This window comes from Pseudarthrobacter sp. AG30 (genome assembly GCF_003116525.1).
GTDB lineage: Bacteria > Actinomycetota > Actinomycetes > Actinomycetales > Micrococcaceae > Arthrobacter.
In genome coordinates this window covers 136,127-149,542 of the sequence record NZ_QEHL01000008.1, presented here as the reverse complement: position 1 = coordinate 149,542, position 13,416 = coordinate 136,127, and the positions used below count along the sequence as shown (strand labels likewise).

Genomic DNA, 13,416 nt, shown 5'->3' with positions numbered 1-13,416 from the left:
GATGATCCCCGGCATTCCTGCCGGGGATCATCTGCATTGCTGGACGGCCGCCATGCGGCCGCGCCGGGTGACTAGACGAGCGTTACGCCGGTAGCCTGGGGACCCTTGGCGCCCTGGCCGATCTCGAACTGAACGCGCTGGTTCTCGTCGAGGGTCTTGAAGCCGCCGGTCTGGATCTCGGAGTAGTGAACGAAGACATCGCCGTCGGAGTCATCCGGGGTGATGAAGCCGAAGCCCTTTTCAGCGTTGAACCACTTCACAGTTCCCTGTGCCATTTATTTCTCCTCATTGTGGAACTTTTTAAGAACGGCACACCTCGTGCCGACCTTGGTCACTCCGCGAGAAGAATCCTGGATTGCCTTGCCACAAAAGGTCCGGCGCTGCAGGAGCTTCGCGCTCGCAACATGTCTTGCGAGCATGAAAAACACCTACACAAAGACTGAGACCAGAATTTCATGCCCGTTCCCGCAGGTCAACGGCCCGAACACGAAAATGCATAAAATTTAGGTAAAAACCAGGTGACAATGATGCTCCGGGATTTCAGACCGAGTATTAGGTGCCCAAAGCAACGGGCCGTCGGGTCAGAAAAGCCGGGATTCGCTGTCGTCCACCCCGCGCATGGCGTCATAGTCCAGCGTCACGCAGGCGATGCCGCGGTCATTGGCGAGCACCTTGGCCTGTGGCTTGATCTGCTGGGCCGCAAAGATGCCGCGGACCGGCGCCAGCAGGGGATCGCGGTTGAGCAGCTCCAGGTACCTCGTCAGCTGCTCCACACCGTCGATGTCGCCGCGCCGCTTCAGTTCCACGGCCACGGTGGCGCCATCGGCGTCCCGGGCCAGGATGTCCACCGGTCCGATCGCGGTGAAGTACTCGCGCCGGATCAGGGAATACCCCTCACCGAGCGTCTCTATCTGCTCGGCCAGGAGCCGCTGCAGGTCTGCTTCGACGCCGTCCTTGATCAGTCCCGGATCAACCCCGAGGTCGTGGGAGGACTCTGTGATCTTCTCGTGGATATTGATGATGAGCCGGTCGTCCGTCTTGGCCGACTGCACGGTCCATTGCTCCACCACGCCAAGTTCCAGGTCCACCTCATCGGGGGAGGAAACCCGCAGCGTGGCCGGCGGGCTCATCCAGTTCAGCGGCTTGTAGGAGCCGCCGTCCGAATGCACCAGCACCGAGCCGTCGGCCTTGACCAGCAGGAGCCTGGTGGCCAGGGGAAGGTGGGCTTTGAGCCGGCCAACGTAATCAACGGAGCAATGGGCTATGACGAGTCGCACGCCGTACAGACTACCGCGTGGAACCGTACGGGCCATGCCGACGACGGACGGCCGGGAGTGCGTGGAGGCGCGGACCGGCGGGCGGCTGGGGCAGAATGGATGCATGCCGCGTTCGAACCGTCCCCGCCGTCCTGTATCCGGTAAGGGCGCTTCGGCCAGGGGAGCAGGGCGCAAGGGACAGGAGGTCCCGGAACTTGACCTGGAACGGGCCCGGGCCGGCATCGCACGCCGGGAGAGCGCCCCGGACGGCGAATGGATGGTCCGCACCATGACCGCCAAAAACGCGGAGAAAACCTACATTTGCCCGGAGTGCTCCACGGCCGTCCTGCCCGGCGTTGCGCACCTGGTGGTCTGGAAAGACGACCACCTCTTCGGGGCGGCGGCCGGCCTTGCCGAACGGCGGCACTGGCACACCAACTGCTGGATGTCCCGCAGCTACCGGTACCGCTGACCGCGCGGGCGGCGCCGCCTGCGCACCCCGCCGTCCGGGCTTCGGCCACCCGTTGGTCGCTAAGCTGGAAATCATGACTTTTGATCCGGCGTCGTTCCACTTCACCCAAGCCCAGGGTCCCGCACCCATCCGTGCTTCCACGGTCCTGCCCGCCCGGCGGGAGAACATCGAGCTGCAGACCGCGGACGGCCACACCCTGGTGGGCGAACTGGCACTGCCCGAGAGCGGCCCGGTCATCGCCACGCTGATTACCCTCCACCCGCTGCCCACGCACGGCGGATTCATGGATTCCCACGTCTACCGCAAGGCCTCCTACCGCCTCCCGGCACTGGCCGGCATCGCCGTCCTTCGGTTCAACACCCGCGGCACGGCCTCACCCCGCGGCACCAGCAGCGGCGGATTCGAGGAAGGCATCGGGGAACGGTACGACGTCGAGGCGGCCGTACGTTTCGCCGTCGACCGCGGGCTGCCCAACCGGTGGCTGGTGGGCTGGTCCTTTGGAACGGAACTGGCGCTGATGTACGGCGCCGTTGAGCCGGTGGCCAGCCAGATTGAAGGTGCGGTCCTGCTCTCGCCTCCGCTGCACCGGGCCACGGACAAGCACCTGCAGCAATGGGCCGAATCCGGCAAGCCCCTCACCGTCCTGGTGCCGGAGCACGATGACTTCCTCCAGCCGGCGGAGGCCGCCGGGCGCTTCAGCCTGGTGCCCCAGGCGGACGTCGTGGGCGTTGCCGGCGCCAAGCACCTGTGGGTGGGCGAGAAGTACGCCGCACGTGTCTTGAACGACATCGTTGCCCGGGTCAGTCCCGAGGGATCAGCAACGCCGCTTCCGCAGGAATGGGATGGCCCGACGGCGACCGCCGCGTCCTGAGGTCGCGTCCAGGCGGTTCCGCCCCCCGGATTGCGTCGGGGTCCGCTAGTGCTGGTCTTGGCGCGCGATGTAGATTTCGCGGAGCAGGAGCAGCACGGCGGCCGCCGTGGGGATCGCAATCAGGGCGCCCAGGACTCCCAGCAGGCTGCCGCCGGCGATGACCGATATCACCGCCACCGCCCCCGGGACCGCCACTGCCTTCTGCATGATGCGCGGCGAGATGAAGTAGGCCTCGAACTGCAGGTAGGCGAAATAGCAGATCGCATAGACCGCGGCTGTCTGCCAGCCCTGCGTGAGTGACACCAGGGTGACCACGATGCCCGCGATCATGCCGCCCACCAGTGGAATGAAGGCGAGCAGCACCACCACAAACGCCAGCAGCAAGGCGAACGGTACACCGACAATCGACATCACGATGAAGGCGAATGTGGCGTTGAGCAAGGCGACGCAGGCCTGGCCGATGACGTAGTTGCCCACCGAACGGGTGATTTCCTCCGACAGGGCGGCCACCCGCTTCCGGCGGGATCGCGGTGCCAGGCGGTAGCCCCACTTTTTCATGGCCGGCAGCGCCGCCAGGAAATACAGGCTCAGCACCAGCACGATGAGGGTGCCGAAAAGGCTGTTGGCAAGGGTCGAACCAAATCCGACGACGCCGCCGAAGATGCCACCCATGGCTGCCGGATCGTTCACGAATTTGTTCAGTTCCTCGGTGATGCGGTCCCTGACCCCGAACTGGTCATCGACGCTGCGGAAGAAATCCGAATCCATGAAGCTGCGCACCCAGTCCGGTGCTTGGCGCACGATTTCGGAGACCTGCTCAACGATCGTGGGGATCAGGGTGGCGAAAAACCCGACGACGGCGCCCATCAGCACGGCCACCGAAACGAGGATTCCGGCGGGCCGGGGAATCTTCCGGTTCTCAAGCCAACCCACCACCGGTTCCAGGCCCAGGGCGATGAACAGCGCGGCAACAATCCAGAGCAGCAGCTGCGTGGTGTGGGATCCGATCCAATACACCAGCAGGGCCAGGCCCACACCGACTGTTCCCATGAATCCCATGTACAGCGGATGCTGGGGCGACATCCGCGGCCCGGGATGCCCGAACTGCGGCTCGTCCTCGTCGTCGTACTCCCGCTCGGGAGCCTGGCCGCCGAACTCCGGCGGCATCTCGAACCGAAGCCGGGGCTGGGCGCCGGGCAGCGGCTGGCGGAGCCGGCGGACCACCTGGCCGAGGGCCGCTGCGGCGCCGCCCCGCCGTCGGGCCGCTGCCATGGCATGCGGAGCCGGGACAGCCCTGCCCGGATCCCCGGAATTTTCGGCTGCCGGGGAGGACGGGTCCGTCTTGTCAGTCACTGGTTTTTGGGGCCTGTTCCGTGTGTGGCACCGCCTTCGCGGGCCGCTGTGATGATCATCGCAAACACTATCAGCAGGCTTGTCAGCACCAGCCGACGGCGCCGCCGGAGCACCTCCGGACTGCCCGCTTGAACCCAGGATTCGGGGTCCCTGGTAACAAAAAGGTTACTATTGAAGGTAAACCCCCGCTGATGATAGGTGTTTCCCTTGCGTTTAAAGACTGCAGCCGCACTTGTGCTGCTCGGCCTCCTGACACTTTTGGCCGGCATTGGCCAGAGAACCATCTGGGCTCCATCCGAGACTTTCACCGCGTCCCTGCCGGCCAACGCCGCCGCGGCCCCGCTGACTGTCATTGACCAGAAGCTGCGCACCTTGCACGGCGGAACCGTCAAGATCTCGGTCCAGGGCGACGGCAACTTCATGCTGGCAACGGGCCGGCCCGACGACGTCAGCGCGTGGGTCGGCAAGACCGCCCACAACACCATCAACGGGGTCTCCGAGGACGGAAAGTCCCTGCAGGTTGAGCATGCCGACGGCGACGCCACTGCGCCCAACCCGGCGGGCTCGGACCTCTGGGCATCCACCGAGAATGCCAGCGGTCAACTGGACTACACCTGGACTCCGCCGGCTGACGGCGACTGGAGCCTCCTGCTTGCCTCCGACGGCACCAAGGCGGCCCCGGCATCGGTGTCCATGACCTTCCCGAACGACACATCCACCCCGTGGGCCGTTCCGCTGATGGTCATCGGCGGATTGCTGATGGTGGGCGGCATTGTGCTGGCTTTGGTGTCTGCGCGGACCAAGGACGGCGAAGGCCGCGACGGCGGCAGCGGCTACGCCCGGCGGGCCCGCGCCCGTTCGCAGGCGCAGTCCACCACCAAGGCCACCATGGTCGCCGCAGGTGTGGCAGCTGTGGTCCTGGCGGGATCCGGCACCGCCGCACAGGCGGCAAGCCCCAGCCCGCAGCCGTCGGGCAGTGCGTCGTCACCGGCGGCCAAGGACGGCACCGGCTCTCCGGTCCTCCTCGAAGCCCAGTTCCGGCGCATCCTGGAGCAGGTCTCGAGCGCGACCGACGCAGGGGACGCCGCCAAGGATGCGGCGAAGCTTGCCGACCGCGTGGCCGGACCCGAGCTGGAGATCCGGACCCAGAACTACAAGATCCGTTCCCAGGTGGGCTCCTACGAGCCCCGCATGCCTGTCCGCTCCACCAAGCTGCTGACCACCGTGATCACCAGCGACCGGGACTGGCCGCGGCAAGTGCTGGCCGTGACCCAGGGCGACGGCAACGTCGTGCCGCAAATCCTGACGCTGGTCCAGCAGTCCCCGCGGGAGAACTACAAGCTGATGGAGACCACCCCCCTCCAGCCGGGCACCACGTTCCCTAACATCAGCCGCGGAGGGACCGAGACGCTGGCCGCCTCGGACAAGACCGGACTGCTCTACAGCGGTGAGGAAGCCATGTCCGGCCTGGCGGACAGGCTCACGTCAGCGGACTCCCCGTTCAAGGACAAGCTGGTCGAGGGCCAGTCCTCGCCGTACATCGCCGACACCCTGTCCTACCAGGCAGAGGTGGTGAAGGCCGGCGAGAACGGCAACTTCTCCTTCACCCACAAGGTGGTGCCGGAAAGCACGGTGGTGTTCCGTACCTCCGACGGCGGGGCCCTCGTCCTGGGCCGCATCAACTTCGGCTTCGAGGGCACCCCCAAGGCTGCCGGTGACAAGCTCAGCATCGGCGACGATGCGGCAGCCCTGGCCGGCGGCAAGGAAACCAGTACCGGCATGGTCTTGAGCTTCGCCGAATCCATGGCCGTCTACGTGCCGCCGGCAGGATCCTCGGACCCGATGAAGCTCGTCGCCGCAACCCGCGGCCTGGTAGGCGCCAGCTTCAAGTAGGCCCTCGACCGTATTACCACCGGCAGCGGCCGGAGTGGCTAGAGTGGGAAACATGAGTTCGCCAGCTTCCCGCCCAGTCCCTCCTGCCGCTGCCAGCCTGCTTAACCTGCGCGGCGCCGTCGACCTTTCCTCGCTGAAGCGGCCCGCAGCTCCCGCGGCGCCGTCCGGCCCGGCAGCCGGCTCGGGCCCGGCGCCTGGCCAGGAGGCGCCCGCAGGCGGAGCGGAGCTCACGGTCAACGTCACCGAAGCGAACTTCCAGCAACTCGTTGAACTCTCCGCCCAGGTTCCGGTCGTATTTGCCCTGTGGGCTTCCTACTCACCGGAATCCGGCAGGATGCTGGAGACCCTCGAACGCGTGGTTGCCTCCTTCGGCGGCCGCCTGGTCCTGGGCGCCGCGGACATCGAAGCCTTCCCGCAGCTTGCCCAGGCCTTCCAGGTGCAGGCCGTCCCCACCGCTGTCGCCGTCCTCAAGGGGCAGCCGGTGCCGCTCTTCCAGGGCGCCGCTGACGAACAGCAGGTGCGCAGCCTGTTCGACGAGCTCCTCAAGGTGGCGGCCGCCAACGGTGTGACCGGAAGTCTCGACGGCGGTCCGGCGGGAGAGCAGGAGCCCGCGCCGCTTCCGCCGCTGCACCAAGCCGCTTTCGATGCCATCGAAGCCGGCGACTACGCCGCCGCCGCGGAGGCTTACCGCCAGGCCTTGCGGGAAATGCCCTCGGACCACGAGGCCAAAGCCGGGCTGGCACAGGTGGAGCTGATGGACCGGCTGCAGCCGCTGTCCGCCCAGGACAGCGAGGCCCTCCGCGCCCGGGCGGCGAACGAGCCGGATAACCTTGATGCGCAGCTGGCGGTGGCGGACCTGGACGTGGCTGGCGGCCATGTGGACGATGCCCTGAACCGCCTCGTTGCGTTCATCGGCAGAAACTTCGGCCCGGAACGGGAAACAGTCCGCGTCCGGCTGCTGGAACTGTTCGACGTCGTGGGCGCCGGAGACGAGCGCGTCGCCAAGGCGCGCCAGGCGCTCGCACGAGTGCTGTTCTAGTGCCTGCCCTGTTCCAGCCCCTGGCCTTGAGGTCGCTCGAGCTGCAGCACCGGGGCTGGGTATCGCCCATGTGCCAGTACAGCTGCGATCCCGACGACGGCCCGGGGGTTCCGAACGACTGGCACCTGGTGCACCTGGGGGCTTTTGCGACGGGCGGCGCGGCGCTGATTCTCACCGAAGCGGCAGCCGTGAACGCCGAGGGCCGGATCAGCCCCCGCGACGCCGGGCTGTACAACGACGAGCAGGCCGGAGCCTGGCAGCGGATCACCTCGTTCGTCCACCGGAACGGCGCCGCCGAGGCCAAGATCGGCGTCCAATTGGCCCACGCCGGCCGGAAGGCGTCCACGTATTGGCCGTTCTCCGGCAAGCAGGGCAGTGTCCCGGCCTCGGATGGCGGCTGGCAGACCTTGGGCCCCTCCGAAACCGCCTTCGAAGGGTACGCCGCCCCTGCGGCCATGACCGTGGAGCACATCCGCGGTGTCATTTCCGACTTCGCCGCCGCGGCGGTCCGCGCCGTGGACGCTGGCTTTGACACCGTAGAGATCCACGCCGCGCACGGCTACCTCCTGCACCAGTTCCAGAGCCCGCTGATCAACAAACGCGACGACGAGTGGGGCGGTGACGAAGCCGGCCGGAACCGGCTGACCCTGGCGGTGATCGACGCCGTCCGTGCCGTCATTCCGGATTCCATGCCCTTGCTGCTCCGGATCTCGGCCACCGACTGGGCGCCCGGCGGGGTGGACCTGGCCGCTTCGGTCCGGTTGGCCCGAGAGGCCGCGGCCCGTGGCGTGGACCTGGTGGACGTCTCCAGCGGCGGGGCGGTCGCGCACCAGCAGATCAAACCGGGCCTGGGCTACCAGACAGGATTCTCCGCAGCCATCCGGCAGGAGGCGCACGTGGCCACGGGGGCGGTGGGACTTCTGACCACCCCTGGCCAGGCCGAGCATACCATTGCCACCGGACAGGCAGACGGGGTCTTTATCGCCCGGGCGGCCCTCCGGGACCCGCACTGGTGGCTGCGCGCGGCCTTCGAACTCGGCTACGACATTACGTGGCCGCCGCAGTACGAGCGCGCCGTGCCGCGGCGTTCCTTCTGACGGCCGCCTGAGCCCATGGACAACCGGCAGCCGGACCACAGCCTGTCATCCGCTGACCGCGCGCTTGAAGCCGGCATCCTTGAGCTGCTGGCGTCACGCGCCGCGACGTCCAGCATCTGCCCGTCCGACGCCGCCCGCGCGGTGGGCGGGGCCGACTGGCGGGGACTGATGGAGGCCGCGCGCCAGGCCGCGCGCCGGCTGGTGGAAGCGGGAGAGGTGGAGGTCACCCAAGGCGGTGCCGTCGTGGATCCGGCGTCGGCCAAGGGCCCTATCCGCATCCGCAGGGCCCGGTAAGCGCAACGCACCGGTACGGGGTCAGCCCAGCAGGTCATCCACATAGCACCAGCGCCACTGTTCGCCGGGTTCGATGCTCCGCATGACGGGGTGCCCGGTTTCCTTGAAGTGGCGGCTGGCGTGCCGTCCGGCGGACGAGTCGCAGCAGCCCACCTGGCCGCATGCCAGGCACATGCGCAGATGCACCGGTGTGGTCCCCTCCCGTTCACAACCCGCACAGGCAGGGTTGTCGGGGACCGGGGACAGCATGGCCGCCGTCAGGTGGTCGCAAACGCCCCCGGGTTGGGCCAATCCCTCGCCGCCGCCGGCGTCAGTGGCGGAATCGAGCTCGTTGAGGGACGCGTCCAGCATGGACTCTTCGATGTCCAGCCGCTCGAGGACCTCGCTGAGGACTTCGTGGGCGAAGTCCCCGCCGCGGCGCAGTTCCAGGACCTTGTCCCGTTCGGCTTCCAGCATGGCCATCCGCAGCTGGGCGTAGCGCTGGCTGGGCGTGGTGGACTCCGCCCCCGGCCGGCCCAGGCGTTCCCAGGCGGCCAGGCCCCGCTCCTGCGTCCGGCGCCGCAACATGTCCATGACCTCCGGGGGATCGCTCTCGCGCCGCAGCTGGTCCAGGCGTTCCATTCCCGCGGCGGTGGCCAGCTGCATCAGTGAGGCCTGGTTCAAGGCATCCTCACGCCTGTCCGGTCCGGGCAGGCCCAGGGCCCGGACCAAGGCAGGCAGCGTGAATCCCTGCAGCACCAGGGTGCCGGCCACTACCACCATGGCGGCCAGGACCAGCACGTTGCGGTGCTCCAGGTCATCGGGCAGCGTCAGGACGGCGGCCAGCGTGACCACACCGCGCATGCCCGCCCAGGACACGATGGCCGGAAATTGCCAGGGCGGCGCCGGGTCCGCCCGCCGTACAGAGGGGATCAGGCGCGGCAGGTAGGTGGCGGGGAAGACCCAGACCGGGCGCAGCACCAGGACGGCCAGCAGGATCACGGCGCAGCCGAGCCACACGCGGCCGGCGCCCAGGGAGTCGTCCTGGACGCTGTCGATAATGGTCCGGACCTGCAACCCGATCAGCAGGAACACCGCGTTCTCCAGGAGGAACTGCACGGTGTCCCAGTTGCTCCGGGCACTTTGCCGGGCTGCACCGTTGGGCATCGAGGGTGCTTTGGTGCCCATGACCAGGCCGGTGACGACGACGGCGAGCACCCCTGATGCGTGGATGGCTTCGGCGGGGAGGAACGCAACAAACGGAGCCATCAGCGACGCCGAGGTGTTGATGGCGACGTTGCTGATCCGTTTCCGGATTTCGGTGAGGACGTACGCGGCGGCGAGGCCCACCACCAGCCCGCCGCCGGCGGCCAGCACGAACCCTCCGGCCACGTCCAGGGCTGAGACGGAGCCGGCGATGGCCGCGACGGCGGCCCGGAGGCAGACCAGCGCGGTGGCGTCGTTGAGCAGCGATTCGCCTTCGAGGATGTTGACGATCCGCCGGGGCATGCCCACCTTCCGGGCGATGGCGGTGGCGGCCACCGCGTCCGGGGGTGCCACCACCGCGCCCAGCGCAATGGCGGCGGCCAACGGGATCTCCGGGAACAGCAACCACACCACCAGCCCGACGGCCAGGGTGCCGAAGATGACATACCCGACGGACAGGAGGCCAATGGACCGGCGGTTCGATGTGAAGTCGAACAGTGATGTCCGGAACGCCGCCGCATACAGCAGTGGAGGCAGCAGGCCCACCAGCACCAGTTCGGGATTCAGCTCAACGGGGGGAATGAAAGGCAGGAACGAGCCCGCCACGCCGGCCAGGACCAGCAGCAGCGGCACGGGGATATTGAATCTGCGGCCGATGGCGCTGGCGGCGCACACCACAGCAGCGATGACCAGCAGGCCCAGCGCAATGTCCATGACGATAGTCTCCCACCCCGCACAGCGCGCTTCCGCGGGCTAGGCTGGCACCATGACTGCTCCGCTCCCTGACCAGGCGTCGAATTCCGGGCCCATCCCGGCCCTGTCCATCCGCGGGCTGGCCAAGAGGTTCGGCGGAAAGATCGCGGTGGACGGCATCAGCCTGGAGGTTCCGGCCGGCTCATTCTTTGGCATCGTGGGTCCCAACGGTGCGGGCAAAACCACAACCTTGTCCATGGCCACGGGGCTGTTGCGCCCTGACTTTGGCACCGTCGTGGTCCATGGGGTGGATGTCTGGCAGCATCCGCTGGAGGCAAAGCGCTTGATGGGAATCCTGCCCGACGGTGTCCGCCTCTTCGACCGGCTCACCGGCGAACAACTCATTACCTACGCCGGGTTGCTGCGCGGCATGGACAAGGCCGTGGTGGCGGCCCGGGTGGCGGATCTGCTCGCGGCAATGGACCTGGCCCAGGACGCCGGGACGTTGGTGGTGGACTATTCCGCCGGCATGACCAAGAAGATCGCCCTTGCCTCCGCCATGATCCATGCCCCGCGGCTCCTGGTCCTGGACGAACCATTCGAAGCAGTGGACCCGGTCTCCGCCGCTAACATCCGCTCCATCCTGGACCGGTACGTCGCTTCCGGGGGCACCGTCATCGTGTCCAGCCATGTGATGGACCTGGTGCAGCGCATGTGCGACCACGTGGCCGTCGTGGCCCGCGGCCGGGTCCTGGCCGCGGGGACGGTTGACGAGGTCCGGGCCGGTGCTTCCCTGGAGGACCGGTTCGTGCAGCTCGTGGGCGGCCACAGCCACACGGAAGGGCTCGAATGGTTGCGCACCTTCTGAGGCTCAAGCTCACGCTGCTGCGAAACGGACTGCGCCGCAGCCCCTGGCAGCTGGTGGGTATGGCCATCGCGGGGCTCTATGCGCTGGGCCTGGTGGCCATGCTCGTCATCGCCCTGGTCCTGCTGCGGAACGCCGGCACCGGAACCGCCTACACGGCCGTGGTGCTGGGCGGTTCTGCCGCCGTGCTCGGCTGGGGCGTCATCCCGGTGGTGGCCTCCGCCACGGACATGACCTTGGATCCGGCACGCTTCACGACCTTCGCCATTCCCATGAGGCAGCTGCTGGCAGGCCTTGCCCTTGGTGGCCTGATCGGTATTCCGGGCCTTGCCACCACCCTGGTCGCCCTGGCCACGGTAGCCACCTGGTCCCGCGGTGTCCTGCCCGCGCTCGCGGCCCTCGTGGGCGCGTGCCTGGGAGTCATGACGTGCGTCGTGCTGGCAAAGGTTGTCACCACCGCCACGGCGGGCCTCGCCGCGTCCCGGCGGTTCAAGGACATCAGCGCCATCGCCTTCATGGTTCCCCTGGTGCTGCTCGGTCCCATCGTGGCGGCCGTCGGCCGCGGGGTGTCGGCCTCCACGGGGTTCCTGCCGGATGTCGCCGGGACCCTGTCCTGGACCCCGCTGGGCGCGCCATGGGCGCTCGGCGGTGACGTCGCTGCCGGCCGGCCGGCAGCGGCTGCCGTGAAACTGCTGGTGTCGGTGGCGGTCCTGGCCGGCCTGGCCTGGTGCTGGAAGCTGCTGCTGGAAAGGGCCCTCGTCACGCCGCCGTACACCGGTGCCGGCAAACGGAAAGGCGGCCGCCTTGGGCTGCTCGGGGTCCTTCCGCCCACCCCGGCAGGCGCCGTGATGGCGAGGTCACTGACCTACTGGCTCCGGGACCCGCGGTATTCCGGTTCGCTCGTGGTGATCCCTCTGCTTCCCGTGATCATGCTGTTCCAGGGTGCGCAGACAGGCCACTACGGGGGCGTGGCCTTCCTCGCCCCGGTCTCGGCGTTCATCCTTGCCTGGTCCATCTCCGCCGACGTGTCCTACGACAACACCGCGTTCGCCCTGCACGTGGCCACCGGGGTCCGCGGCGTGGCGGACCGGCTGGGCCGGTCCCTCGCGTGCCTTGCCTTCGCCCTGCCGGTGGTCCTGGTGTTCGCGGTGGGGGCTGCGGCGCTGACCCGCGACTGGGCTGCGTTGCCCGGCCAGCTGGGGCTTAGTTTGGGGATCCTGTTCAGCGGCCTTGGCTTGTCTTCGGTGGTGTCTGCCCGGTACACAGTCACGGTTCCGCTGCCCGGCGACAGCCCGTTCAAGAAGCCGCCCGGGAACGTCGGCCAGACCCTCGCCGTGCAGTTTGTGGGGATGCTGGTCCTGCTGGTCCTGGTACTCCCCGAGGCAGCCCTGCTGGTGGCACAGGCCGTGACGGGCAGCGCCTTGTTCGGGTGGATCAACCTGGCCGTCGGCCTCCTCCTGGGCCTGGTCCTTTTCGCGGCCGGTGTCCGCCTGGGCGGCAAATGGCTTGACGCCAGAGGCCCGGAACTCCTGGCACAGGTTTCCGTCAACCGCTGACAACCCCGGAGGGAAGAGCATGGAAGTCGTCATCCTCGGCAGCGGCAGGCAAGCCGGAAGGCTCGCGGCCGACGCCATCGAGAAACTGGTCCGGCGCAAACCCGATGCGGTACTTGGCCTCGCCACCGGTTCCTCACCGCTGCCGGTCTATGACGAACTCGCAGCCCGGCACCAGCAGGGCCTGGACTTCAGCAGGACTTCCGGGTTCGCGCTGGACGAATACGTGGGCCTGCCCGCCGGGCACGCTGAGTCCTACCGGGAGGTGATCCGCCGGGAATTCACCAACCGGGTGAACATCGCGCCGGAAAACGTCCACGGACCGGACGGAACCGCCGAGGATATCCCGGCAGCCTGCGCCGCGTATGAGCGAGCCATCGCCGCGGCCGGTGGTGTGGACCTGCAGCTGCTGGGCGTGGGCACCGACGGCCACATCGGTTTTAACGAACCGGGCTCGTCCTTTGCCTCACGGACCAGGATCAAAAGCCTGATCGAACAGACACGCCGGGACAACGCCAGGTTCTTCAACAGCCTCGCCGAGGTCCCGCACCACGTACTCACCCAGGGCCTGGGCACCATCATGGCAGCACGGCATGTGATCCTCCTCGCCACCGGCGCGCAAAAGGCCAAAGCCGTCCGCGACTTCGTGGAAGGCCCGGTGGCGGCCATCTGCCCGGCCTCGATCCTGCAGTTCCACCCCCATGCCACGGTCCTGCTGGACGAGGCCGCGGCATCCGCCCTGAAACTCGCGGATTTCTATCGCCACACCTATGAGAACAAGCCCGGCTGGCAAGGCTTGTAGGCGATGTACCGGCCGTCGCGTGCGTCCCAGAACGCGACGACGA

At 68.0% G+C, this 13,416-nt stretch carries 13 protein-coding genes; 9 read left to right on the top strand and 4 right to left on the bottom strand.

The genetic code is table 11. The features are described from left to right. Positions 1-71 precede the first annotated feature (71 nt). Complete coding sequence (locus DC347_RS08460; RefSeq protein WP_011692441.1) at positions 72-275, bottom strand: cold-shock protein; 204 nt, start codon at positions 273-275, stop codon at positions 72-74. Between the two features lie 306 nt (positions 276-581). Further along, positions 582-1,277 carry an endonuclease NucS gene (nucS, locus tag DC347_RS08455; protein ID WP_026264238.1) on the bottom strand — a complete coding sequence of 232 codons (696 nt, stop codon included), beginning with the start codon at positions 1,275-1,277 and terminating at the stop codon, positions 582-584. A gap of 103 nt (positions 1,278-1,380) precedes the next feature. Between nucS and DC347_RS08450 the strand changes: the two genes are divergently transcribed. Both DC347_RS08450 and DC347_RS08445 read left to right on the top strand, forming a co-directional pair. Then, entirely contained in the window at positions 1,381-1,728 is a 348-nt protein-coding gene (locus tag DC347_RS08450) for a hypothetical protein (protein WP_018760111.1), read from the top strand. 73 nt (positions 1,729-1,801) lie between these two features. Then, on the top strand, positions 1,802-2,599 hold the full coding sequence (locus DC347_RS08445) for an alpha/beta hydrolase (RefSeq protein ID WP_109045051.1): 798 nt from the start codon (positions 1,802-1,804) through the stop codon (positions 2,597-2,599). A gap of 45 nt (positions 2,600-2,644) precedes the next feature. Here DC347_RS08445 and DC347_RS08440 read toward each other — a convergent pair whose 3' ends face one another. Next, positions 2,645-3,871: an AI-2E family transporter gene (locus DC347_RS08440; protein ID WP_231369829.1), complete on the bottom strand. Its 1,227-nt coding sequence runs from the start codon at positions 3,869-3,871 to the stop codon at positions 2,645-2,647. 288 nt (positions 3,872-4,159) lie between these two features. On the opposite strand from DC347_RS08440, the gene DC347_RS08435 reads away from it, so the two are divergent. The 4 genes from DC347_RS08435 to DC347_RS08420 are packed head-to-tail and all read left to right on the top strand — an operon-like array spanning position 4,160 to position 8,275. Further along, positions 4,160-5,845, top strand: a complete 1,686-nt coding sequence (locus DC347_RS08435) for a hypothetical protein (RefSeq protein WP_026264237.1) — start codon at positions 4,160-4,162, stop codon at positions 5,843-5,845. A gap of 52 nt (positions 5,846-5,897) precedes the next feature. Further along, positions 5,898-6,884, top strand: coding sequence for a tetratricopeptide repeat protein (locus DC347_RS08430; protein WP_026264236.1), 987 nt, complete (start codon positions 5,898-5,900; stop codon positions 6,882-6,884). Beyond that, on the top strand, positions 6,884-7,981 hold the full coding sequence (locus tag DC347_RS08425) for an NADH:flavin oxidoreductase/NADH oxidase (RefSeq protein ID WP_109045050.1): 1,098 nt from the start codon (positions 6,884-6,886) through the stop codon (positions 7,979-7,981). The genes DC347_RS08430 and DC347_RS08425 overlap by 1 nt, the downstream gene beginning before the upstream one ends. Positions 7,982-7,996: 15 nt before the next feature. Continuing rightward, on the top strand, positions 7,997-8,275 hold the full coding sequence (locus tag DC347_RS08420) for a DUF3253 domain-containing protein (RefSeq protein ID WP_018760105.1): 279 nt from the start codon (positions 7,997-7,999) through the stop codon (positions 8,273-8,275). Positions 8,276-8,296: 21 nt separating this feature from the next. Here the strand turns inward: DC347_RS08420 and DC347_RS08415 are convergent, their stop codons facing one another. Continuing rightward, positions 8,297-10,174 carry a Na+/H+ antiporter gene (locus tag DC347_RS08415; protein WP_109045049.1) on the bottom strand — a complete coding sequence of 626 codons (1,878 nt, stop codon included), beginning with the start codon at positions 10,172-10,174 and terminating at the stop codon, positions 8,297-8,299. A 52-nt stretch (positions 10,175-10,226) separates the two neighbouring features. Between DC347_RS08415 and DC347_RS08410 the strand changes: the two genes are divergently transcribed. The 3 genes from DC347_RS08410 to nagB are packed head-to-tail and all read left to right on the top strand — an operon-like array spanning position 10,227 to position 13,373. Beyond that, positions 10,227-11,021, top strand: coding sequence for an ABC transporter ATP-binding protein (locus DC347_RS08410; protein ID WP_018760103.1), 795 nt, complete (start codon positions 10,227-10,229; stop codon positions 11,019-11,021). Further along, entirely contained in the window at positions 11,003-12,574 is a 1,572-nt protein-coding gene (locus tag DC347_RS08405; protein WP_109045048.1) for a transporter, read from the top strand. Before DC347_RS08410 ends, DC347_RS08405 begins: the two co-directional genes overlap by 19 nt. Before the next feature lie 19 nt (positions 12,575-12,593). Then, positions 12,594-13,373, top strand: coding sequence for a glucosamine-6-phosphate deaminase (nagB, locus tag DC347_RS08400; protein ID WP_109045047.1), 780 nt, complete (start codon positions 12,594-12,596; stop codon positions 13,371-13,373). Positions 13,374-13,416 lie beyond the last annotated feature (43 nt).

Excerpts from the sequence above, each read along its gene's own strand:
- DC347_RS08460 (WP_011692441.1), bottom strand. The coding sequence starts at position 275 with ATGGCACAGGGAACTGTGAAGTGGTTCAACGCTGAAAAGGGCTTCGGC.
- DC347_RS08450 (WP_018760111.1), top strand. The coding sequence starts at position 1,381 with ATGCCGCGTTCGAACCGTCCCCGCCGTCCTGTATCCGGTAAGGGCGCT.
- DC347_RS08445 (WP_109045051.1), top strand. The coding sequence starts at position 1,802 with ATGACTTTTGATCCGGCGTCGTTCCACTTCACCCAAGCCCAGGGTCCC.
- DC347_RS08440 (WP_231369829.1), bottom strand. The coding sequence starts at position 3,871 with ATGGCAGCGGCCCGACGGCGGGGCGGCGCCGCAGCGGCCCTCGGCCAG.
- DC347_RS08430 (WP_026264236.1), top strand. The coding sequence starts at position 5,898 with ATGAGTTCGCCAGCTTCCCGCCCAGTCCCTCCTGCCGCTGCCAGCCTG.
- DC347_RS08420 (WP_018760105.1), top strand. The coding sequence starts at position 7,997 with ATGGACAACCGGCAGCCGGACCACAGCCTGTCATCCGCTGACCGCGCG.
- DC347_RS08415 (WP_109045049.1), bottom strand. The coding sequence starts at position 10,174 with ATGGACATTGCGCTGGGCCTGCTGGTCATCGCTGCTGTGGTGTGCGCC.
- DC347_RS08410 (WP_018760103.1), top strand. The coding sequence starts at position 10,227 with ATGACTGCTCCGCTCCCTGACCAGGCGTCGAATTCCGGGCCCATCCCG.
- DC347_RS08405 (WP_109045048.1), top strand. The coding sequence starts at position 11,003 with ATGGTTGCGCACCTTCTGAGGCTCAAGCTCACGCTGCTGCGAAACGGA.
- nagB (WP_109045047.1), top strand. The coding sequence starts at position 12,594 with ATGGAAGTCGTCATCCTCGGCAGCGGCAGGCAAGCCGGAAGGCTCGCG.